General features: G+C 72.5%; 22 protein-coding genes. 6 read left to right on the forward strand and 16 right to left on the reverse strand.

Translation table 11 applies throughout. The annotated features are described in order from the left end of the window. Nucleotides 1-81: 81 nt before the first annotated feature. Nucleotides 82-624 (forward strand): hypothetical protein, encoded by a 543-nt coding sequence (locus LG396_RS24070; protein WP_225796347.1) that lies wholly within the window; start codon nucleotides 82-84, stop codon nucleotides 622-624. Nucleotides 625-661: 37 nt separating this feature from the next. On the opposite strand, the gene LG396_RS24075 is transcribed toward LG396_RS24070, so the two are convergent. The 15 genes from LG396_RS24075 to LG396_RS24145 form a co-directional block, all read right to left on the reverse strand. Further along, on the reverse strand, nucleotides 662-949 hold the full coding sequence (locus LG396_RS24075) for a type II toxin-antitoxin system RelE family toxin (protein ID WP_225796348.1): 288 nt from the start codon (nucleotides 947-949) through the stop codon (nucleotides 662-664). Further along, nucleotides 946-1,233 carry a type II toxin-antitoxin system Phd/YefM family antitoxin gene (locus LG396_RS24080; protein WP_225796349.1) on the reverse strand — a complete coding sequence of 96 codons (288 nt, stop codon included), beginning with the start codon at nucleotides 1,231-1,233 and terminating at the stop codon, nucleotides 946-948. Before LG396_RS24080 ends, LG396_RS24075 begins: the two co-directional genes overlap by 4 nt. Before the next feature lie 74 nt (nucleotides 1,234-1,307). After that, nucleotides 1,308-2,891 carry an AfsR/SARP family transcriptional regulator gene (locus tag LG396_RS39790; protein ID WP_225796350.1) on the reverse strand — a complete coding sequence of 528 codons (1,584 nt, stop codon included), beginning with the start codon at nucleotides 2,889-2,891 and terminating at the stop codon, nucleotides 1,308-1,310. Continuing rightward, nucleotides 2,888-3,697 (reverse strand): S1 family serine peptidase, encoded by an 810-nt coding sequence (locus LG396_RS24090; RefSeq protein ID WP_225796351.1) that lies wholly within the window; start codon nucleotides 3,695-3,697, stop codon nucleotides 2,888-2,890. The genes LG396_RS39790 and LG396_RS24090 overlap by 4 nt, the downstream gene beginning before the upstream one ends. Then, entirely contained in the window at nucleotides 3,694-4,002 is a 309-nt protein-coding gene (locus LG396_RS39795; protein ID WP_308190122.1) for a CU044_2847 family protein, read from the reverse strand. The genes LG396_RS24090 and LG396_RS39795 overlap by 4 nt, the downstream gene beginning before the upstream one ends. An 89-nt stretch (nucleotides 4,003-4,091) precedes the next feature. After that, nucleotides 4,092-5,084 carry an ABC transporter ATP-binding protein gene (locus tag LG396_RS24100; protein ID WP_018840537.1) on the reverse strand — a complete coding sequence of 331 codons (993 nt, stop codon included), beginning with the start codon at nucleotides 5,082-5,084 and terminating at the stop codon, nucleotides 4,092-4,094. Next, the gene (locus tag LG396_RS24105) at nucleotides 5,081-6,097 is read right to left on the reverse strand and encodes an ABC transporter ATP-binding protein (RefSeq protein WP_225796352.1); all 1,017 of its coding nucleotides are present in this window, start codon (nucleotides 6,095-6,097) and stop codon (nucleotides 5,081-5,083) included. Before LG396_RS24105 ends, LG396_RS24100 begins: the two co-directional genes overlap by 4 nt. Nucleotides 6,098-6,114: 17 nt before the next feature. Beyond that, nucleotides 6,115-7,020 carry an ABC transporter permease gene (locus LG396_RS24110; RefSeq protein WP_018843226.1) on the reverse strand — a complete coding sequence of 302 codons (906 nt, stop codon included), beginning with the start codon at nucleotides 7,018-7,020 and terminating at the stop codon, nucleotides 6,115-6,117. Further along, a complete protein-coding gene (locus LG396_RS24115) occupies nucleotides 7,017-7,943 on the reverse strand; it encodes an ABC transporter permease (RefSeq protein WP_018840540.1) in 927 nt (308 codons plus the stop codon). Before LG396_RS24115 ends, LG396_RS24110 begins: the two co-directional genes overlap by 4 nt. After that, nucleotides 7,943-9,031, reverse strand: a complete 1,089-nt coding sequence (locus tag LG396_RS24120; protein WP_018840541.1) for a LacI family DNA-binding transcriptional regulator — start codon at nucleotides 9,029-9,031, stop codon at nucleotides 7,943-7,945. The genes LG396_RS24115 and LG396_RS24120 overlap by 1 nt, the downstream gene beginning before the upstream one ends. 19 nt (nucleotides 9,032-9,050) lie before the next feature. Further along, nucleotides 9,051-10,586, reverse strand: coding sequence for an ABC transporter substrate-binding protein (locus tag LG396_RS24125; protein WP_225796353.1), 1,536 nt, complete (start codon nucleotides 10,584-10,586; stop codon nucleotides 9,051-9,053). A gap of 15 nt (nucleotides 10,587-10,601) precedes the next feature. Continuing rightward, nucleotides 10,602-10,988: a hypothetical protein gene (locus tag LG396_RS24130; protein ID WP_018840543.1), complete on the reverse strand. Its 387-nt coding sequence runs from the start codon at nucleotides 10,986-10,988 to the stop codon at nucleotides 10,602-10,604. 5 nt (nucleotides 10,989-10,993) lie between these two features. Beyond that, nucleotides 10,994-11,929 (reverse strand): DUF6772 family protein, encoded by a 936-nt coding sequence (locus LG396_RS24135; protein ID WP_018840544.1) that lies wholly within the window; start codon nucleotides 11,927-11,929, stop codon nucleotides 10,994-10,996. After that, nucleotides 11,926-13,014, reverse strand: coding sequence for an exonuclease/endonuclease/phosphatase family protein (locus LG396_RS24140; RefSeq protein ID WP_225796354.1), 1,089 nt, complete (start codon nucleotides 13,012-13,014; stop codon nucleotides 11,926-11,928). Before LG396_RS24140 ends, LG396_RS24135 begins: the two co-directional genes overlap by 4 nt. 235 nt (nucleotides 13,015-13,249) lie before the next feature. Beyond that, on the reverse strand, nucleotides 13,250-14,185 hold the full coding sequence (locus tag LG396_RS24145; protein ID WP_225796355.1) for a threonine ammonia-lyase: 936 nt from the start codon (nucleotides 14,183-14,185) through the stop codon (nucleotides 13,250-13,252). Nucleotides 14,186-14,209: 24 nt separating this feature from the next. On the opposite strand from LG396_RS24145, the gene LG396_RS24150 reads away from it, so the two are divergent. The 5 genes from LG396_RS24150 to LG396_RS24170 all read left to right on the forward strand — a co-directional run bounded on the left by LG396_RS24150 (nucleotide 14,210) and on the right by LG396_RS24170 (nucleotide 19,060). Continuing rightward, nucleotides 14,210-14,737, forward strand: a complete 528-nt coding sequence (locus LG396_RS24150; RefSeq protein WP_225796356.1) for a peptide deformylase — start codon at nucleotides 14,210-14,212, stop codon at nucleotides 14,735-14,737. Further along, nucleotides 14,734-15,468: a GntR family transcriptional regulator gene (locus tag LG396_RS24155; protein WP_225796357.1), complete on the forward strand. Its 735-nt coding sequence runs from the start codon at nucleotides 14,734-14,736 to the stop codon at nucleotides 15,466-15,468. Before LG396_RS24150 ends, LG396_RS24155 begins: the two co-directional genes overlap by 4 nt. A gap of 138 nt (nucleotides 15,469-15,606) precedes the next feature. Next, nucleotides 15,607-16,902 carry a family 43 glycosylhydrolase gene (locus tag LG396_RS24160; protein ID WP_225796358.1) on the forward strand — a complete coding sequence of 432 codons (1,296 nt, stop codon included), beginning with the start codon at nucleotides 15,607-15,609 and terminating at the stop codon, nucleotides 16,900-16,902. Continuing rightward, nucleotides 16,899-18,371, forward strand: a complete 1,473-nt coding sequence (locus LG396_RS24165; RefSeq protein WP_225796359.1) for a sulfatase family protein — start codon at nucleotides 16,899-16,901, stop codon at nucleotides 18,369-18,371. The genes LG396_RS24160 and LG396_RS24165 overlap by 4 nt, the downstream gene beginning before the upstream one ends. Before the next feature lie 14 nt (nucleotides 18,372-18,385). Continuing rightward, nucleotides 18,386-19,060, forward strand: a complete 675-nt coding sequence (locus tag LG396_RS24170) for an N-acetylmuramoyl-L-alanine amidase (protein WP_225796360.1) — start codon at nucleotides 18,386-18,388, stop codon at nucleotides 19,058-19,060. A gap of 31 nt (nucleotides 19,061-19,091) precedes the next feature. Here LG396_RS24170 and LG396_RS24175 read toward each other — a convergent pair whose 3' ends face one another. Beyond that, nucleotides 19,092-19,814: an alpha/beta fold hydrolase gene (locus LG396_RS24175; RefSeq protein ID WP_225796361.1), complete on the reverse strand. Its 723-nt coding sequence runs from the start codon at nucleotides 19,812-19,814 to the stop codon at nucleotides 19,092-19,094. Nucleotides 19,815-19,878: the final 64 nt, after the last annotated feature.

Below are 19,878 nucleotides of genomic sequence, written 5' to 3' on the forward strand. Positions count from 1 at the left end.
GCCGGTTGTGGTGAGCGGATGGTGAGCCGGCGGGACCAGGCTCGGACGCAGGCACACCAGGCGAACCGAAGGAGTCCACCCATGCGCCGTTACGCAGCAGCCACAGCCGCAGCCCTCTGCCTCACCGCCACCCTCGCCGCCGCCCCCGCGGCGGCCTCCGCGGCGACCTCCGGCGACGAGGGCGACGGCGACAGGGGTTGGCGCCCGGTCACGTACGAGCCGGTCGACTACCCGGCAGGCGAGCGCTGCGACTTCGCCTTCCGCACGGAGCCCGTGCACAACGAGGTCATGGTCAAGACCGTCGCCACGTACCCTGACGGCTCCCCGAAGACGGAGCTGTTCAAGGGTGCGCTGACCGTCCGCGTCACCAACCTCGAAACGGGCGCCTCGTACGACGAGGACGCGAGCGGCCGGTCGGTGGCGCGCTACGCCCAGGACGGCGCCTACACCTACTACGCCGTCGGGCCGTTCCTCGTCGGCTTCGAGGAGGGGCAGGGGAACCTGCCGCGCGGCGAGTACGTGATCGACGGCGTGTACACCTTCGCGTTCGACGCGGCCGGCCAGCGAACCGTAACGTGGTTCGGCGAGAAGAAGCTGATCGACGTCTGCGACCAGATCGACTGACCGGGCCGCACCCCGCCCGCAAGACACCGCCGGTGAGCTACAGAGCGCGGTACACGTCGCGGCGGTCTCCGACGGCGACGACCCAGATGACGAGTTCACCGTTGTCGACCGTGTACACCACCCGGTAGTCCCCGACGCGCAGCCGGGACATGCCCTCGTGGCCGGTCAGCGGCCTGATGTCGAAGGCCGAGGTGTCGCCCTTGTCCATGGCGCGCTGGAACTCCCCGAGGCGGATGAGGATCCTGCGCGCCTCGCGGAGCGGCACGGCCCGCATCTGCCGCTGGGCGGCGGAGGTGAATTTCGTGCTGTGGACACCGTCGGTCATGCCTGGCCGGCCTCGCCCAGGATCTCAGCGGCGAGGTCTTCCAGGGTGACGGCCGGCTCGCGCCCCTCGGCCAGGGAATCCGCGGCAAGCCGGGAGAGCCAGGCGTCCTCGACGCTCTCCTCAAGTTTCGTGAGGCGCTGGTACTCGTCCAGGTCGAGAATCACGGCCTCGGCCTTGCCCCGCCGGGTGATGATGGTCGGGGTGGCTTCTCGGCGCGCACGGTCGATGCTGTCGGCCAGATGGGCCCGCACTTCGGCCATGGATTCGACGATGGGCTCACTCATGCAACCAATGTACCAGATGTACATCTGGGCGTTCCACTTTGTGTGCTCACGCCGGCACGCTACGCAGTGACAGCTCACCGCTCCGGCCGGCTGCGGTGCCGGGCCAGGACCAGCAGCTCACGCAGCCGGTCACTGAGGGGGCCCGTGGGGGTGAGGGCGGTCAGGTCCGCTACAGCCTCGTCGTGGCGGCCCGTGGCGAGGTCGAGTTCAACCCGTCGCTCCAGCAGGGTCTGCCGCCACCGTGAGAGCACGTCCCGGTGCCGTTCCGCGAAGGGGCCTGGCACGCCGCGGAGCGGTGTGCCGCTGAACATGGCCAGGGCGGCCACGTACAGTTCCCTGCCGCCCTCCGCGTTGCCGTCGGCGACGGCGGCCTCGGCGTCCGAAACCAGACTCTGCGCGATGGTGAGGTCGAGGTCCGAGTCCCGGATGCGGAGGGCGTATCCACCGGCCTCGTGGACGAGGGTGTCGTCGCCGAGGGTCTTCCGCAGTCGCCAGGCGTACGTGGCCAGGGTCTTCGCCGCCGACTCCGGGGGGTTCGCGCCCCAGATGCCGTCGATCAGTTCCCCGCGGGTCGCGGAGTGGCCGTTCCGCAGCAGCAGCAGCACGGCGAGCAGCGCACGTTGCTGCGGCGAGCCGGTCCGCAGCATCTCCTCCCCGCGCCGGGCGCCGACCGGTCCGAGCACCGAGAAGCGGAAGGTGCCCGCGGCGCGCCTGCTCCGGGCGGAGGGGCGCGCAGGCCGCGGGGGCCGCGGGGTCTTTGAGCGCGCCGCCGCCGACTCCACCAGGGCGCGGGCCGCGGCGCGGCGCTCCTCCGGCCCGAGCAGCGCGGCGGCCTCGTACTCCGCACCCGCGAACGCGCGCAGCGCGGCGAGCGCCTGGGGATGGGGCGCGCCGAGGACGGCCGCGGTCTTCTGGGCCGCCAGGGCGAGGACGTCGACCGCCCGCTCCATCCGGTCGCCGTCGGCGGCGGACACGGCCGCGCCGAACTCGGCCGACGCGAGCGCCACCAGCGCGGAGCAGGACCTCGGGTGGTCCTCGCCGCGCAGGTCCGCCACGCGCCGGGCGAGGCTTTCGAGGTCGTCGAGCAGCGACTCGGTTTCCTCGTTCCGACCGGCGCGGCCGGCCGCCTCGGCGAGGACCGACACCGCTGACAGCTCCACGTCCAGGCGGTCCTCCTCGGGTCCGGTCGCCGACAGGAGGGTCACTCGCGCCAGGTCCGCGAGCGCGGTGGCTTCCACCGCGTCGTCCGCAAGCAGCGCGAGGACCGCCGAAGTCGCCGCTTTGCGGGCCTCCGCGAGGTGGGTGGTGACCACCGACGTGTAGTGGGGGTCGCGGGTCAGCGCCGCTGCTCTGGCCGGCGCTCCCCGGCTCGCCACCGCGAGGGCCACCTGCTCGAACAACGTGCCGTCCACCACGGAGGGCCCGCGCCCGGGCAGCGTGCTTTCCAGCGTCCGCACCAGCTCACCCGACAGGTCGGGCCGTCCGAGGGAGTCGCAGAGGCCGGTGAGGTACGCGAAGTCCCTGCCCGCGGTGGGGCCGCGCAACAGGTCGGGTCCGCCGCTCAGTTCACGCAGGGCCTCCTCGAAGGCGGAGGTCTCGGGCTCGCCCGCCGCCACCCGCTCGGCCAGCGAGATCGCGGTCCGCCAGGCGTCGTTCACCCCTCCTCACCGCCCCCGAAGTCGCTGCTGATCGCGCGCTGGGCGACCATGAACCTGAGTTCCGCGATCTGTACGGGGTCCATGTACCCCTGCTCCGACCACTGCTCCAGCCGGTGGAACCACGCCTCGGCCTTCTCCTGCGGCTTTCTCTCGTCCGCCTCCGGCGCCTCCCACGCGTCCGCCCGCGGGCGCAGCACGTCGATGAGGTGCGAGACCTGGAGGTGGTCGAAGCGGGCTATCGCCTCGGCGATGGTGGCCGCGTACAGGACGTTTCCCGCCCGCTTCCCGTCGGCGCGGTCCGGCGCCTGTTCGAGCAGGATGCCCACCACCGCCGGATCGCCCCCGTCCGCGGCGCCCTCCACCGGGCCGCCCGAATAGCCGGAGTAGTCACCGAGAAGCTGTTCCACGGACAGTTGCAGGGCCTCGATCGACGCTCCGCCCTCGCAGGCGAAGTCGTCCGCCCGGTGGTCGATCGTGCCGCTGAGCGCGGCCTCGGCCGCGGACGGGCGGTACGGGCCCCGCCAATGCCAGCCGGGCAGCGCGTGCCCGGCGTTCGGGATGCGCGGGGAGAGCCGGTGATGGGCGGCGACCTCGATGAGGGCCAGGTCGGCGTCGGGGGCCCGACACCGTAACCGGCCGTCCAGGTGCTCGCCGTCCGCCAGGACGATCCCCACGTCGACGTCGTCCGGTGCCAGCCCGCGCAGGCAGTGCAGGGCCGTCAGCACGTAGCGCCGGGTGAGCAGGAAGCCGGCGCCCAGCCGCCGCCGGTCCTGGTACAGATCCACCCAGTACCCGGCGTCCGTCACGGTGTCTCCGCGACCCGCTCGATCGTCAGCGTCACCTCGAAGGAGGCTTCTGCGGACGCCTTGGAGAGCACCACGCCCGCCTCGGCCGCCAGCGTCAGGCCGAAGCTGACCTCCATCGTCGACACCCGCCAGCCGTCCCGGGCCGGGACCCGGGCCAGTGACTGCTGGGCGATGGCGGACGCCTGCACGATGGCCGCCTCGATCTCGGGCCCGCGGTCGGCGAGCGGTGCGGTCGTGCCGCTCCTCCTGCCGATCTGCCGGCCTCCGCCTCCACCTCCGCCGGAGTCGAGGTCCACAGTCTCCACTCTGACCACCGAGGTAGAGGCCGCCACCGTTTCCCCTGTCTGTACGCGCCGTTGGGAGTCGGGCCAAGCATGGCACTCCCGCCGCCTCCTCACCCCGCGAAGTGGCAGGCCGCCGGGTGGTCGCCTCCGTTCCGTACGCGCAGTTCCGGGGCCTCCGACTCGCAGATGTCCGTCGCCAGGGGGCAGCGGGTGCGGAAGCGGCAGCCCGTGGGCGGGGAGGAGGGGGACGGGACCTCGCCGGTGAGGGGGAGGTCCTTTGCGGCGCCCGGGCGGTCGTGGACCGAGGGGGCCGCCTTGAGGAGGGCCTGGGTGTAGGGGTGCTGGGGGGACTCGAAGACCTGGGCGGCGGTGCCGCGTTCGACGATCGTGCCCAGGTACATCACCGCCACCTCGTCCGCGATGTGCCGGACCACGTCCAGGTCGTGGGAGATGAAGAGGTACGCGATCCCCAGCTCCCGCTGGAGGTCCGCGAGCAGGTTGAGGATCTGCGCGCGTACGGAGACGTCCAGCGCCGAGACCGCCTCGTCGCAGACGATCAGCTTCGGCCGCAGCGCCAGCGCCCGCGCGATGCTCACCCGCTGGCACTGGCCGCCGGAGAGTTCGTGCAGGCGGCGGGTCGCGTACGAGGCGTCCAGGCCCACCTGGGTCAGGAGCCGCGCCACCTCCGTCGCGTGCTCCGCGGGCGCCACCACGTCCCGGTGGATGTGCCAGCCCTCCGCGACGATCTCCGCCACCCGCATCCGCGGGTTCAGCGACGTGTACGGGTCCTGGAACACCATCTGCAGGTCGTGCGCCACCCGCCGGCGCTCCCGGCGGCCCGCCGTCGCCAGGTCCAGGCCCGCGAAGGAGACCGAGCCGGCGAAGGGCTCCAGCAGGCCCACCACCGAGCGGGCCAGCGTCGACTTGCCGCAGCCGGACTCGCCGACGATGCAGACCGTCTGTCCCGGCCGTACCGTCAGGTCGACGCCCGCGACCGCGTCTACGCGGCGGCGGCCGAGGCCGGAGCGGCCGGGGACGGTGTAGCCGGCGTGCAGGTCCCGGATGTGCAGCAGCGCTTCCGGGCTCGTCCGGGTCGTACTCATGACGCGGCCTCCACATCCGTTGCCTGGGCCTGGACCTTGTCGCTGTGGTGGCACGCCGCCCCGTGGCCCTGCCCGACGGCCGAGAGTTGCGGGTCCTCCGTGCGGCACACCTCCGTCGCGTACGGGCAGCGGGGGGCGAACGCGCAGCCCGCCGGCAGGCCGCCCGGTGCCGGCGGCTGGCCGTCGATCGGGACCAGCCGCCCCGGCCGCGCCGGGTCCGGGACCGCGTCCAGCAGGCCGCGGGTGTACGGGTGTGCCGGTGCCGTGTACACGTCGTCCAGCGCGCCCGTCTCCACGATCCGGCCGGCGTACATCACCGCCACGTCCTGCGCGACGCGCGCCACCACGCCCAGGTCGTGCGAGACGAGCAGCATCGCCATCCCCGCGTCCGTCTGCCGGGCCGCGAGCAGCCGCAGGATCTGCGCCTGCACGGTGACGTCGAGCGCGGTCGTCGGCTCGTCGGCCAGCAGGACCGCCGGGTCCAGGGTGAGCGCCATCGCGATGACCGCCCGCTGCCGCATGCCGCCCGAGAACTCGTGCGGGTACGCGCCGTACTTGGCCTCCGCGTCGGGTATGCCGACCGTCCGCATCAGCTCCACCGCCCGCTCCCGGGCCGCGCGGCGGCCCGTGCCGCGGCGGCGCAGCGTCTCGGCGATCTGCCAGCCGATGGTGAACGACGGGTTGAGCGCCGCCATCGGGTCCTGGAAGACCATCGCGACCTGCGCGCCGCGCAGTTCGCGCCACTGCGCGTCGGTGAACCCGGCGGTGTCCCGGCCGTCGATCTCGACCGTCCCCGCGCTCACCGCGGCGCCCGGCGGCAGCAGGCCCATCAGCGCCAGCGACGTCAGCGACTTGCCGCTGCCCGACTCCCCCACCAGGGCGGTGACCCGGCCGGGTACGAGGTCGAGGTCGACCCCGCGGACGACCTCCCGGGGGCCGAAGGCTATGTGTACGTCCCGCAGGCGGGCCGCCGCGGGCGTCTCCGCGGGCGTCTCCACGGTCGTGGCAGGCATCTTCTTCTCCTCTGCGCTCATATCTGCGACCGCGGGTCCGACGCGTCACGGAAGCCGTCGCCGATCACGCCCACCGCGGTGACGACCAGCGCGAGCGCCGCCGCCGGCATCGTGGAGATCCACCACGCCGAACCCAGGTAGTCGCGCCCCACGGAGACCGTGGCGCCCCACGAGGACGTGTCGACGGGCACGCCGAGGCCGAGGAAGCTCAGCGACGCCTCCGCGACCATCACGAGGCCCACCTGCACCGTCGCCGCGACCAGCAGCGGCTGCCACAGGGACGGCAGCACGTGGCGGACCATGATGCGTACGTGTCCCGCCCCCAGCACCCGCGCCGAGTCGACGAAGCCGAGCTTCCGCGTCGCCATCGCCGAGGCGCGGGCGACGCGGGCGAAGATGACCCACCTCGTGATCGCCAGCGTGATGACGATGTTGGTGACGCTCGGGCCGAGCACGCCGGCCAGCAGGATCGCCAGCAGGATGGAGGGGAAGGCGAGCTGGATGTCGCCGATGCGGGAGGCGATGGTGTCGGGCCAGCCGCCGAAGTAGCCAGAGACCAGCCCGACGACGAGGCCGACCGCGCCGCCGACCAGGATGGTCGCGGCGGCGACGAGCAGCGAGATCCGGGCGCCGGCCAGCAGGTTGGCGAGCAGGTCGCGGCCCATCTGGTCGGTGCCCAGCCACGCGATGTCGCCGCCGTCGGTGCGCTCCCCGGGGGAGAGCAGCCGGTTCGGCAGGTCTGTCGCGACCGGGTCGTACGGGTGCAGCAGCGGCCCGACGAGGGCGGCGAGAACGAAGAGCGCCAGCACCCCGGCGCCTATCCAGACGCGCACCGGCACCCGCCGCGCGGCGTCGCCGCGGGACGTGTCCGTACGCGGGGAGTCGACGGCCTGCGCGGGTGCGGCCGTGGTCGTGCCGCTCATGCGTCCTCCGGGGTGAGGCGGGGGTCGATGACGAAGTAGACGACGTCCACGAGCAGGTTCAGCACGATGTACGCCAGGGTGATCGTGAGGATCGCGGCCTCGACGACCGCGTAGTCGCGGTTGGTGATCGCGTCGACCATCAGCGAGCCGATGCCAGGCCAGGAGAAGACGACCTCGATGATGACCGCGTTCGCGATGAAGTTGCCCATCAGCAGGCCGAGTACGGTCACCACCGGGATCGCGATGTTGCGGCCCACGTGCACGTACTGGATCGTGCCCTCGCCCACGCCCTTCGCGCGGGCCGTACGGGCGTAGTCCTTGCCGCCCTCCTCCAGCGCGCTGCTGCGCACCAGCCGCGCGAGCCAGCCGATGAACGGCAGCGACAGCGTGACGGCGGGCAGCAGCACCGCGGCGGGTGAGCCGTCGACGGTCGCGGGCAGCCAGTCCAGCTGGCGGGCGAAGATCAGGATCAGGACGATGCCGAGCCAGAACGACGGGATGGCCTGGCCGGCGAGGGAGCCGGTGGAGACCACCAGGTCGAGCAGCTTCCCGGGGCGGCGGGCGCACAGCATGCCCAGCGGGATCCCCACGGCGACGGTCAGCACGAGCGCCGCGAGCGACAGGCTCAGGGTCGCGGGGAAGCGGTCCAGGGTGTTGCTCAGGGCCGAGCCGCCCAGGCGCCAGGAGTCGCCGAGGTCGCCGCGTACGATGCCGGCGAGGTGGTCGACGTACTGCCGCCACAGCGGGTCGTCCAGGCCGAAGTCGGCGCGTACGCTCTCCAGTTGCTCGGCGGAGGCGTCGGGGCCGACGATCAGCTTGGCGGGGTCGCCGGGGACGACGCGCACGATGAGGAACACCAGCGTCAGCGCGCCGAAGGCGACGACGACGGCCTGCGCGAGGCGTTTGGCCAGGAACGCGCCCATCACTGCTCACCTCTTCTTCGGAGTGGTCCGGCGGAGGCGCGTACGACGAGTTCGGGGGCCAGCAGCGTACGGATCGGATCCGTGTCCTCCGCCACGGCCTCCGGGCCGGCCTGCACCCGCTCCAGCAGCCGGTCGACGCCGGCGCGGCCCACGTCGGGCGCGGGCAGGCGGACCGTGGTCAGGGCGGGGTCGAGGTACGCGGAGAACGGGTGGTCGCCGTGGCCGACGACGCCGATGTCCGTGCCGACCCGCAGCCCCCGCTCGCTGAACGCCCGGTACAGGCCCAGCGCGTGGTAGTCGTTGCCGGCCAGCACCACCGCGCCGGGCCCCGCCCGGCGCGCCAGGCCGGCGCCGACGGTGTACGCCACCCCGGGGTCGAACGGCCCGGAGACCGGCACCCCCTCCGGCGCGGACGCCGGATCCACGCGCACCACCGCGTCGTCGGGAGCCGCGACCCCGCGGGCCGCGAGCGTCTCGCGGAAGCCCCGGATACGTTCCGAGACCGGCGAGATCTCCAGGTCCTCCTCGACCAGGTACAGCTCGGTCGCCCCGCTGTCCAGCACGTGCTCGGTCGCCGCCCGCGCACCGGCGTAGTAGTCGACGCCGACGACGTCGGTGTCCAGCTCCGGCAGGTGCCGGTTGAGCAGCACCACGGGCGTACCGGACTTGCGCAGCCGGTTCCAGTGCTCGGCGCCGTGCTGCACGGGTATGGCGAGCACCCCGTCGACGCCCCAGCGCATCAGCTCCTCGGCGGCGCGGCGCTCGTTCTCCGCGGAGTCCTCGGTGACCATCAGCATCAGCGAGTAGCCGCGTTCGCGCCCGCGCTCCTCGATCGCGGAGATGAGGCGGGCGTAGAAGGGGTTGGCCGGGTTGGTGATGACGAGCCCGAGGGTCATGGCGTTCCGCAGCACGAGGGAGCGGGCCATGGTGTTGGGCACGTAACCGAGGCGTTCCGCCTCCTCCTTGACGCGCTCGCGCGTCTCGGGGCTGACCGCGTCCTTGTCGGCCAGCGCCCGGGAGACGGTGTTGACCGACAGGTCGAGCGACATGGCGATGTCGCGCAGCGTGGGTCGGCGGCGTGGGCTCATGGGATCCTCCGGCGCGGTCTCATCGGCGCCCCACCACGGCGAGGTCGGGCTGGTTGTTCGGGGCGGGAGTGAAGCCTGTCAGCTCCTTCGCGCGCCCGTACCCGGTGACGAGGGTGACGGGGAAGAGACCGACGGCGTCCGACCATATGGTCCCGCAGGCGTCGCCGTAGAGCGCGTCGCGTTCCGCGCCCTCCGGTGCGCCGGCGGCCCGGGCCAGGACGGCGTCGAGTTCCTTGTTGGCGTACCCGAGGCGGTTCGCCTCGGACGTGTAGAGGCGGCCGATGGTGAAGGCGGCGTCGCCGGTGGTCACGGTGTTCGTCTGGAGGTTCATGTCCCAGTCGAGGGTGTTCAGCCGCTCCAGCCACATCGCCTTCTCGATGCTCTGCGGCTCGACGGTGACGCCGATGTCGGCCCACGCCGAGATCAGCGCCTGCGCCAGCTCCCGCGACAGCGGGCCGGTGGCGTCGAACCACATCATCGACGTGGAGAACCCCCGCCCGAGGCCGGCCTGCTCCAGCAGCCGGCGCGCGCCGTCCGGGTCGTACGACCAGGGCTGCTGCGCCGCGAAGCCGGCCACGGTCTCGGGTATCGGCGCGCGCATCTGCTTGCCGCCGCGGCCGAAGAGGGCCTCGACGATCTGCGGCACGTTCACGGCCTGGCACAGCGCGCGGCGGACGTCGGGGTTGTCGAACGGCTTGCGCGAGCAGTTGAACCAGTTGAAGTAGTACGTCCACGAGGGCACCGTCTCGACGGTGACGCCGGACACCCCGGTGACCTCGGGCAGCTGGTCCGGCGGCACCGGCCAGAGCAGGTCGACGTCGCCGTTGCGCAGGGCGGTGATCGCCGTGGAGGTCTCCGCGATGTACGGCATGGAGACCGCCGGCAGCTCCGCCCGGCCGCCCCAGTAGTCGTCGAACCGCGCCAGCTCGACGGAGGTCGACGGGGTGAAGTCGGTGACCCGGAACGGACCGGAGCCCACCGGGCTCCGCTTCTGCTCCGGGTCCGCGACCAGCCGCGCCGGAACGATGAACAGGAGCGTGAGGTTGACCGGGAGCGAGCCGAGGGGCCCGTCGGTGGTGAAGACCACCGTGTGGTCGTCGGGCGCCTGCACGCCCGTGACCGTCGCCCACAGCGGGGTCTGCGCGGACGCGACCTGCTGCGTGTGCTTCAGGCACGCGACCACGTCGCCGGCCGTGACCTCGCTGCCGTCGTGGAAGCGGACGCCGCGGCGGAGCGTGAAGACCCACCTGGTGTCGCCCTCGCGCCGCCAGTCGGTCGCGAGCCCCGGCGCCAGTTCCTCGCCCTCGCGCCGCACGAGCGTGTCGAAGACGAGCCGCTTGACGATCAGCGACGCCTCGTCGACCGCGGTCGCGGCGTTGTACGGGTCCAGGTCGGTGACCGGCTGCCCGAACGCCGCGCGCAGCGCGCCGCGGGGCGCGGCGCTGCCGACGCCGCAGCCGGACAGCAGCACCGCCGCGCCGCCCAGGCCGGCCATGGCGAGGAAGTCCCGCCGCCGCGGCCTCCCCCGGCCACCCGTTCTGCCCGTCCCGGTCATCTCACCACCTCCAGGTCATGACTTCAGTGCCAGGTAGATCAGGACCTTGACGGACGCGGGTGCGCCGTCGCGGTCTTCGGATGTCCCGGCCGCCGTCTCGTCGACGACCGTGCCGTGCAGCCGCAGCCAGCCGCCGAAGCCCTCCGCGGGCCAGCTGTGCAGCGGGCCGTCGGCGGGGTCGACGGACTGTTCCGTGCCGGCGTCGAGGTCGCACCAGTGCAGGCCGTCCGGGGATATCTGGGTGCGGACGAGCATCCGCGGGGCGCGGCCCGCGGAGTCGAGGACGCGGACGAACCAGCGGGCCTCGCGGGCCCAGGCGGCCTCGTACGGCTCGGTGGCGAACTCGCCCGTCAGCGTCGCGTTGCGCTCGATGACGGCGGTGAAGGACTGTCGCATGGTCATGGCACTCACCAGTCCACCGAGATCAGCACGGAGTCGAGGTACAGGAAGTTCCGCACGTCGGTGTGGGTGCGGACGGAGACGTAGAAGTTGAGCAGGTTCTGCAGCGACCCGTACTCCTCGTCGTACGGCGGGACGGGGACGTCCCGCATGTCGTGGACGACGTCGTTGACCTGGAGTTCGACGTTGCTGCGGGTGCTGGTGTCGATGACCCAGCGCAGGTAGTGCCAGTTGACCTTGGTCGGGACCTCGTTGAAGCAGAGTTCCTGCCGCTCGCCGAACTGCTGCCAGTCGGCGGGGTCGGGGGCGGTGAAGTCCGCGGTCCTGGGGAGCTTGACCTTGCCCTCGAAGTGCTCGCGGGGGGTCGGCTCGGGGACCGTGGGGTACATCCAGCGGTGCTGCACGGTGTGGTCCAGATCGGTGTTCTGGTACCGCACCACGTTGTGGTAGCGCACGCCGTCGCAGATGTCGGTCGCGACGGTGAGGGCCCCGAACTGCTGTTCCGACGGGTGGTTGTTGGCGTCCCACGTGCCGCCGCCGGCGGCGGTGGCGGCGCCGTTGTCCGCCGAGGCGGCCTCCGCCTTGTACGCGAAGTACGTCTCGAACTGCACCCGGCCGCGGCCGGACATCGTCAGCCGCCGGATCGCCACGCCGGTGTGCCCGGTGACCGGGCGGGTGGCGACCTTCAGGGCGTACGTGCCGGACATGGCCCCGTGCGTGCCGACGTCGAAGAAGTTGCACGAGCTGAGCTGTGGCGGCCGGAAGTCCGACATGTGGGCGTCGACGGTGTCGAGGTCACCGTGCTGGTCGTGGTTGCCGATCAGCTCGATCCAGCCGTGCGTCCCGGTGTTGAAGTCGTCGTGGGCGAGGACGCGGCGCAGCGGGTTGAACTTCGCCAGCTTCGGGTCGAGCAGGCGCGGATCGGGGTGTGGTGCGGTCGTCACCGGTTTCCTTTCATGAGGCGGACGGTGGCGTAGGAGAGGTTGTGGTCGGAGCGCAGGAGTTCGGCCTGCGGCCCCTCGGTCGCGGTGGTCTGCGGGATCTGCACCCACTCGCTGACCTTCGTCCCCTTGCGGACGAAGAGGTGGTCGATCTTCTCGCCGAGGGGCAGCGGGATCTTGCCGCCGTTGAACGAGGCGTACTCGTCGCCGGTGCGGCGCTCGGCGATGTCGTGGGAGCTGACGTAGCCGAGGTCGCCGAAGGCGTCGATGGCGCTCGCGCCCTCGGCGTCGTTGCCGGAGTTCATGTCGCCGGCGAAGACGACGGGCAGGTTGCGGGTGTGCTTGTTGCGGAGGGTCAGCTCCTCGGCGGTGCGCTTGGCGTCGGCGTAGCGGACCTCGTCCCAGTTCTTGGTCCAGCCGTTGGGGTCGGTGGCGCCGTTCTTGCGGAACTCCAGGTGCATGTCGACGACGACGAAGCGGGCGCCGGACTTCTTCTCGCGCAGCACGTTCCAGGTCATGGTCTTGCCGTAGATCTCGGTGGAGTCCGGCAGCCAGAGCAGGTCGTGGGGCAGTTCGCGGCCCTGCTTGTCGAGGTGGGAGTAGCGCTCGGCGTCGTAATACGTGAAGCGGCCGGCGCCGGACTTGAGGGGGTAGCCCTTCTCCGGGTGCCGGGTCCCGGCGTAGTCGGCGGGCGCCTCGGCGTAGCCGTGCTCCTTGAGCGCGGCGGTCAGCGGCACCCGGAACGACTCGACGTCGACGCCGGTCTGCGTGGGCGTCGCGTTGTTGCCGATCTCCTGCGTGGCGACGACGCCGAGCCCGGCGTCGTCGATGTCCTGCGCGACGTCCGCGGCCCGCCCCTCGGCCCAGGGCCGCAGCTTGGTGGCGCAGTCGCGCCCGATGACGCGCTCGCACTCCTCCTTGGTGGGCAGGCAGCCGTGCCCGCACACGTTGTACGTCCCCACCCGGACCTCCACGGTCCGCGCGGACGAGCCGTGCTGACCGTTCTGCCCCTGATCATCCTGATCCGAGGCGGTGGCGGCGGGCCCGCCGAGCAGCGCGAGGGCTATCGCGATGCCGGGGACAACCACGGGGGATATTGCACGCAATCTTGGACGCATCTCGGCTCCAGCCTCGACATGAACGTTAACGTGATCGTTGCGAGGGGGACACTACGCATGCCGTGGCCGGAAGTAAACGGTCCGGACGCGACTACTTCGTGAAGGGGCGGCGGCCGGACGGCGGCAGGACGGCGCCCCCGGCCTCGGGTTGCGAGGCGCGGGGGCGCGGGGACGGGGGTGCGCGTCAGTCGGCGTTGCGGATCAACTACCGCAGTTCCGCGAGGAGTTCGGGGGAGAAGTTGCTGCCGGTCACGATGGTGGCCAGGGTGCCGGACGGGAAGCGGTGGTGAAGTGCGGCGGCGACGCCGAGGGCGCCGGACGGTTCGAGGATCAGGCCGACCGTGTCCCGTACCGCCCGCAGCGCCTCGCGGATCTGGTCGTCGTCGACCAGCACGACGTCGTCGACCAGGCCGCGCATCCGCTCCACCGCGGCGGGCACGGGCACCCGGACGGCGACGCCGTCGGCGATGGTCCGGGCCTGAGGGGTGCTGAACGGTGCGTTCCGGCGCCAGCTTTCGGCCATCGAGGGCGCGCCGGCGGCGCAGACCCCCACGATCCGCGTCTTCGGCGCGCGGGCCTTGGCCCAGCAGGCCACGCCGCCGATCAGGGCCCCGTTGCCGAGGGGCACGAGGAGGGTGTCGGCCATCGGCGCGAGTTCCAGGGCGATGGTGCCGGCGCCCTCGGAGATGCGCGGCTCGTGCCCGTCCTCGACGAAGAGGCGGTCCGCCCCGCCGTCCGCGTAGGCCCGCGCGGCGTCCTTCGCGGCGTCGAAGTCGTCGCCGTCCAGGACCACGTCGGCGCCGAGTTCGCGCATCCGGTCGACCTTGACGGGGTTCGCGGCGCGGGCGCAGAACACCGTGACGGGGATGCCGCGCGCGCGGCCCGCGTAGGCGATGGCCTGGCCGAAGTTGCCGGCCGAGGCGCAGACGACCTGCTGTCCCGCGGAGAGTTCGTGCATGAAGTAGTCGGCCCCGCGGCCCTTGAAGGAGCGGATCGGGTTGAGCGTCTCCAGCTTGAGCGCCAGGTCCCGGCCCACCCGGCGGGCGAGGGCGGCGTCCTCGACGTACGGACTGTCCCGGAAGACGGGATCGATGAGCCCGGCCGCCTCCTCGATGTGCTGCACCTGCAGTGGCTTCACCATCTGCGTATCGTATACGATGCGCAGATGGCTGTTCGATCGACCGTCCAACTCGGCGACCCCGCACTGCGCGTGCCCGCCACCGAGGTCCCGGACCCGGGATCAGCGCAGACCGCGCGGACCGCCGCCGACCTCGCGGACACGCTGGCCGACTGGGTCGCGCGCACCGGGTACGGCCGCGGCATCGCCGCCCCGCAGATCGGCGTGCCCCACCGGATCGTCCACCTCCACCTGGACACCCCCTGGACGCTGGTCAATCCGCGCATCGTGGGACGCTCCGAGGAGACGTGGGAGCCGTGGGACGCCTGCCTCAGCTTCTCCGTGCAGTTCTTCTGCAAGGTCCGCAGGGCGACATGGGTGGAGGTGGTCTACCGGTCCCCGGACGGCGAGCGGCACGAGCTGCGCGCGGACGGCGACCTCGGCGAACTGCTCCAGCACGAAATCGACCACCTGGACGGCATCATGGCCGTCGACCGGATGACCTCGACGAACACCCTGTGCATGCGCTCGGAGTTCGAGCGCCGCCACCGCGACGAAAGTCCTTACCACACATGACCTCCCACCCCGCCGGCGCCCGCGAGCCCATCGCCCGGGCCGAACCGCTCCGCGAAGCCGTCTACCTCCGCGTCGTCGACCTCATCTCCGCCGGCGAGTACGCCCCGGGCGACCCCCTCACCGAGGCCGGCCTCAGCCGCACCCTCCAGGTCTCCCGCACCCCGGTGCGCGAAGCGCTCCTGCGCCTCCAGGCGGAGGGCGTCCTGCAATCCGCGCTGGCCCGCGGCTTCACCGTCCGTCCCCTCGTCCGCCGCGACGCCGCCGAGCTGTACCCCGTCCTGGCGGCCCTCGAAGGGCTCGCCACCCGCACGATCACCTCGCTCGACGCCGCCACGACGCGGCGGCTCCACACCACGCTCGACGAACTCGCGCAGTGCGCCGACCCGGTACGCCGCTGGCAGCTCGACACCGAGTGGCACACGACGATCGCCGCGGCCTCGGGCAACCGCCACCTGCTGGGGATGCTCACCCAGCTGCGGACGAACCTGTCCCGCTACGAGCTGACGTACATGCGCGAGGTCAAGCACCGCGCGGAGGTCGACGACGAGCACCGGAAGGTGCTGGCGGCGCTCGCCGGAGGCGACTTCGGGCACGCGGCGGACCTGCTGGAGGCCCACTGGCACGACGGCATGCGCACGATCCTCGACTGGCTCGACGGCGGGGTGGACGGCGGGGTGGACGCGGACGGCGACGGGGAAGCGGACGGCCACGGGGAGCGGCCTGCATCCTGACCGGGAAATACCGGGGCTTTTCGCGTGGTACGGACCGCTGGGTCCGGATTAAATACCTCGCTCATTGACGTGATTCGGCGTGCGTTCGCATGGTGCTCGGTGGCACACCTCATCCCACGGCGGAGGCGAGCGCGACCGATGAGCACCGGCACCGGGTACGAGCGGCACGTCGACCGGCGGGCCCTGCTGCTGGGCGCCGCGGGCGCCGGGCGGAACTCCGCGAACTGGCCGGACCCCGAGCCGTACGGGCTCGCCGACACCCGCGCCGACCTGTGGCCGCGCGACGACAACTCCTTCGTGCTGCCACTGGAGTTGCGCCCCCGCGACGAGGACCTGGGCCGGGTCTGGATGCGCGACACCTACGTCAACTGCTTCGAGGTCGACGGCCGCCCGCTGTACGTCGCCACCGGCACCAGCCGCGTACCGGGACTGGAGGCGGCCGAGCCGTGGAACGACGGGATCTTCGTCTGGACCGCCCGCTCCCTGCGCGGCCCCTGGCGGCTCGCCGACACCACCGGCATCCGGCCGGATGCCGAGAAGGGCAAGGTGTGGTCGCCGGAGTTCGCCGGCGAGAACCGCCCGGGACGCACCGTCGTCGCCCCCTGGCAGGAGCACTGGTACGACGACGAGTTCGGCCGGCGCGGCAACGCCTGGGCGCCGGAGGTGCACTACTTCCGCGGCACCTGGTACATCGTGGCCTGCATGGGGGCGCACTCGCGGAAGGTCGGCTCGTTCCTGCTGGTCGGTGAGGGCGGACCGGAGGGCCCGTACCGGCTCGCGGAGGGCAACCGCGACAAGCCCTTCGGGGACCCCATCCCCGGCGGGCCGGCGTACATCGAGCCCGGCGCGCGCCACCACATCGACGGCAGTCTGTACGGCGAGGGCGGCGACGCCTGGCTGGTCCTCCACAACGACCTGTACGCGAAGTTCCGCGACGACATGGAGGACATCGTCCCCGCGACGGACCTCCCGCGCTTCGAGCAGCAGCGCTACTCCCCCGAGCCCTACCTCGAAGGCGCCTACGTCTTCAAGCACCACGGAAAGTACTTCCTCCTCCACGCCGCCTGGAACCGCGCCTCCCTCGACCCCTACGGCAGCACCCGCCACGCCTACGAACCAGGCGGCACCGGCCGCGTCCAATACCAGTACGACGCCGTGGTGGCCGTCGCCGACCGCTTCGAAGGCCCCTACTCCAAGCGCTGGACCGCCGGCGTCGGCGCCGGCCACAACAACTTCTTCACCGACGCGGACGGGCAACTGTGGGCCACGTTCTTCCGCAACCCCAACTTCGGCCACTGGGCCGACCCCGCCCGCATCGCCGACGCCGCCGTCCCCGGCGTCGTACGCCTCGAATGGACCGGCCCCCGCAACGCGCGCATCTACGTACAGCGCCGCCGCGGGCACCCCGTCGATGCGCAGGAAAGGACACCGTGACCTGCCCCACCGCGCCCAACATCGTGTTCGTGATGACCGACCAGCACCGCCCCGACTTCATGGCGGGCGAGGGCTTCGGCCTGGACACCATGCCCTTCCTCGACTCCCTCGCGGCCGGCGGCGTCCGGTTCCGCCGCGCGTACACCACCGCCCCCGCCTGCGTCCCCGCCCGCACCAGCCTGCTCACCGGCCGGTGGCCGAGCACCCACCGGGTGCGGCAGAACTCCACCCCGCAGGGCGTGGTCCGCGGCGACGACCTGCTCGACGTCCTCGGCGGCGCCGGCTACCAGCGCTTCTACGCCGGGAAGACCCACATGTACCGCGGCCGGAAGGAGTTCTTCGAGGCCTTCTCCGGCCCGTACGGGCACGAGAGCGGCCCCGACGAGACCCCCGAGCAGCAGGAGTTCGCCGCCTGGCTGCGCTCCGTCGACCACGGTCCGACGACCGAGCCGACCCCGTTCCCGGTGGAGCTGCAGTTCGCGCACCGGATCGTCTCGGACGCCATCGGGCAGATCGACGCCCGCGACCCCGACCGGCCGTTCTTCTCCTGGGTGTCGATGCCCGAGCCGCACAACCCGTACCAGGCGCCGGAGCCGTACTTCTCGATGTTCGGCGAGGACGAGGTCCCCGCGCGCGCCTGCGGCCCCGAGGCCGCGGAGCGCAAGGGCGGCGCGTACAAGTGGCTGCGGGAGCTGGTGGAGGAGAAGCGGCCCGGGTACGACCGGCTCTGGCGGCGGTACCGCGCCACGTACTGCGGGATGCTCCGCCTCATCGACGACCAGCTCCGCCGGCTCGTCGACCACCTGAAGGCGCAGGACGTCTGGCGGGACACCCTGCTGATCTTCCTCGCCGACCACGGGGACTACGCGGGCGACTACGGCCTCCAGCGCAAGGGCGCCGGGATGCCGGAGGTGCTGGCGCGGATCCCGATGGTCGTGCACGGCTGCGGCGTCGAGCCCCGGGACAACCGCCGGGACTTCGTCTCGCTCGCCGACATCCTGCCCACCCTCTGCGAGGTGATCGGCCGGCCCATCCCCCTCGGCGTCCAGGGCCGCAGCCTGTGGCAGATGCTCTCCGGCGCCGACTACCCGGCCGCCGAGTTCGCCGACATCATCACCGAGCGCGGCTACGGCGGCCTCCCGTACCCGGACGACGCGCGGCCGGAGCTGCACTTCCCGTACGAGGGCACCAGGTACGACGAGCTGAACACCGTGACGCAGAGCGGCTTCTCGCGGATGCTGCGGCACGACCGCTACAAGCTCTACCAGCACGTGGACGGGACGGGCGAGCTGTACGACGTCGTCGCCGACCCGATGGAGCTGGACGACCGCTGGAACCGGCCGGACATGCGGCGCGTGCAGACCGATCTCCAACAGCGGCTGCACCGCTGGTCGCTCCGCCTGACCGACGACCTCCCGGACGGCGTCTACGACCCGAAGCTGCCCCCGCACAACTGGCACCGGTCCTGAAGGAGGCACGGCGCATGCACCCCGGAGCGACCCCCCGCCGCCCCGACGGCGGCCGGCACCCGCTGCCTCCCCCGTCCCGCCGTACGGTCCTGCGCGGCACCGCCGCCGTCACGCTGACCGCCGCGGCCACCCAGGCCGCCGCATCCGCGGCCTTCGCCGCCCCGGCCGCCGGGGCCGCTGCCGTCGACCACCCGGGCGCACACTGGCTGCCCGCCTCCCCCGCCAACTACCGGGCCGCCCGCCGCCCGCACAGCCACGCCGTGGACCGCGTGGTCGTCCACGTCACGCAGGAGGACTTCGAGGACACCGCGGCCGCCTTCCGGGATTCCGGGCGGCGGGTCTCGGCCCACTACCTGGTGCGCTCGGCGGACGGCCGGATCGGCCAGTGCGTACGGGAGAAGGACATCGCCCTGCACAGCGGGGACCCCGGCCACGACGAGCGCAGCATCGGCATCGAGCACGAGGGCCGGGGGCACGACCCCCGCTGGTTCACGGAGGAGATGTACGCCGCGTCCGCGGCGCTCACCGCCGGCGTGTGCGCCCGGTACGGGATCCCGCCGGACCGCGCGCACATCCTGGGCCACGCCGAGGTGCCGGGCACGCTCCACACCGACCCGGGCGCCAACTGGGACTGGGACCGCTATCTCACGCTGGTACGGGCCGGCCTGGCGGTGCGCCGGGGTCCGTGACGGCCGGCTCTCCGGCGGGCCGTCCCGGCCCTCAACCGAGCGACCGGGCCGCGTCGTCGATGAGCCGGGCCACCGCCTCGGGCTTCGAGACCGACACCGCGTGGCTGGCGTCGAGCGTCACCGTGCGGGCCTTCGCGCGGTCCGCCATGAACCGCTGCGCGGCCACCGGGATGTTCCTGTCCTCCGTCGTGAGCAGGGCCCAGGACGGCACGGACTTCCAGGCCGCGGCGCCCGCGCCCGCCTCCAGCGCGGCGCTGGTGATGGGGCGCTGGGAGACGGCCATCTGCTGCGCCGTGGTGGCGGGCACGTCCGCGGCGAACTGGCCGTGGAACTTGTCCTGGTCGATGTAGAGGTCCGTGACCTCGCTGCCGTCGGGCAGCGAGGTGGGCACTTCCTTCAGCGTCTCGCCGAGGGTGCTGCCGGGGTACTTTCCGGACAGCTCCGCCGCGCTCTCGCCCTCGTCGGGCAGGAAGGCGGCGGCGTACACGAGCGCCTTCACGTTCTCGTTCCCGGCGGCGGCCTCGGTGATCACGGAGCCGCCGTAGGAGTGCCCGGCCAGGACGACGGGGCCCTCGATGCCGGCGAGTACGTCCTTGAGGTAGGCGGCGTCGGTGCGCAGGCCGCGCAGCGGGTTGGCGGGGGCGACGACCGGATAGCCCTGGTGCGTCAGCTTCTCGACGACGCCGTTCCAGCTCGATCCGTCGGCGAAGGCGCCGTGGACGAGGACGACGGTCGGCAGCTTGGCGTTCGGCATGGGAGCCTCCGTGGCTTGTTTCGTACGCCGCCGGCGGCTTCCGGCGACACCAATGAAACTAGCG

Source organism: Streptomyces aculeolatus, from assembly GCF_020400605.1.
GTDB classification, from domain to species: Bacteria; Actinomycetota; Actinomycetes; order Streptomycetales; family Streptomycetaceae; genus Streptomyces; species Streptomyces aculeolatus.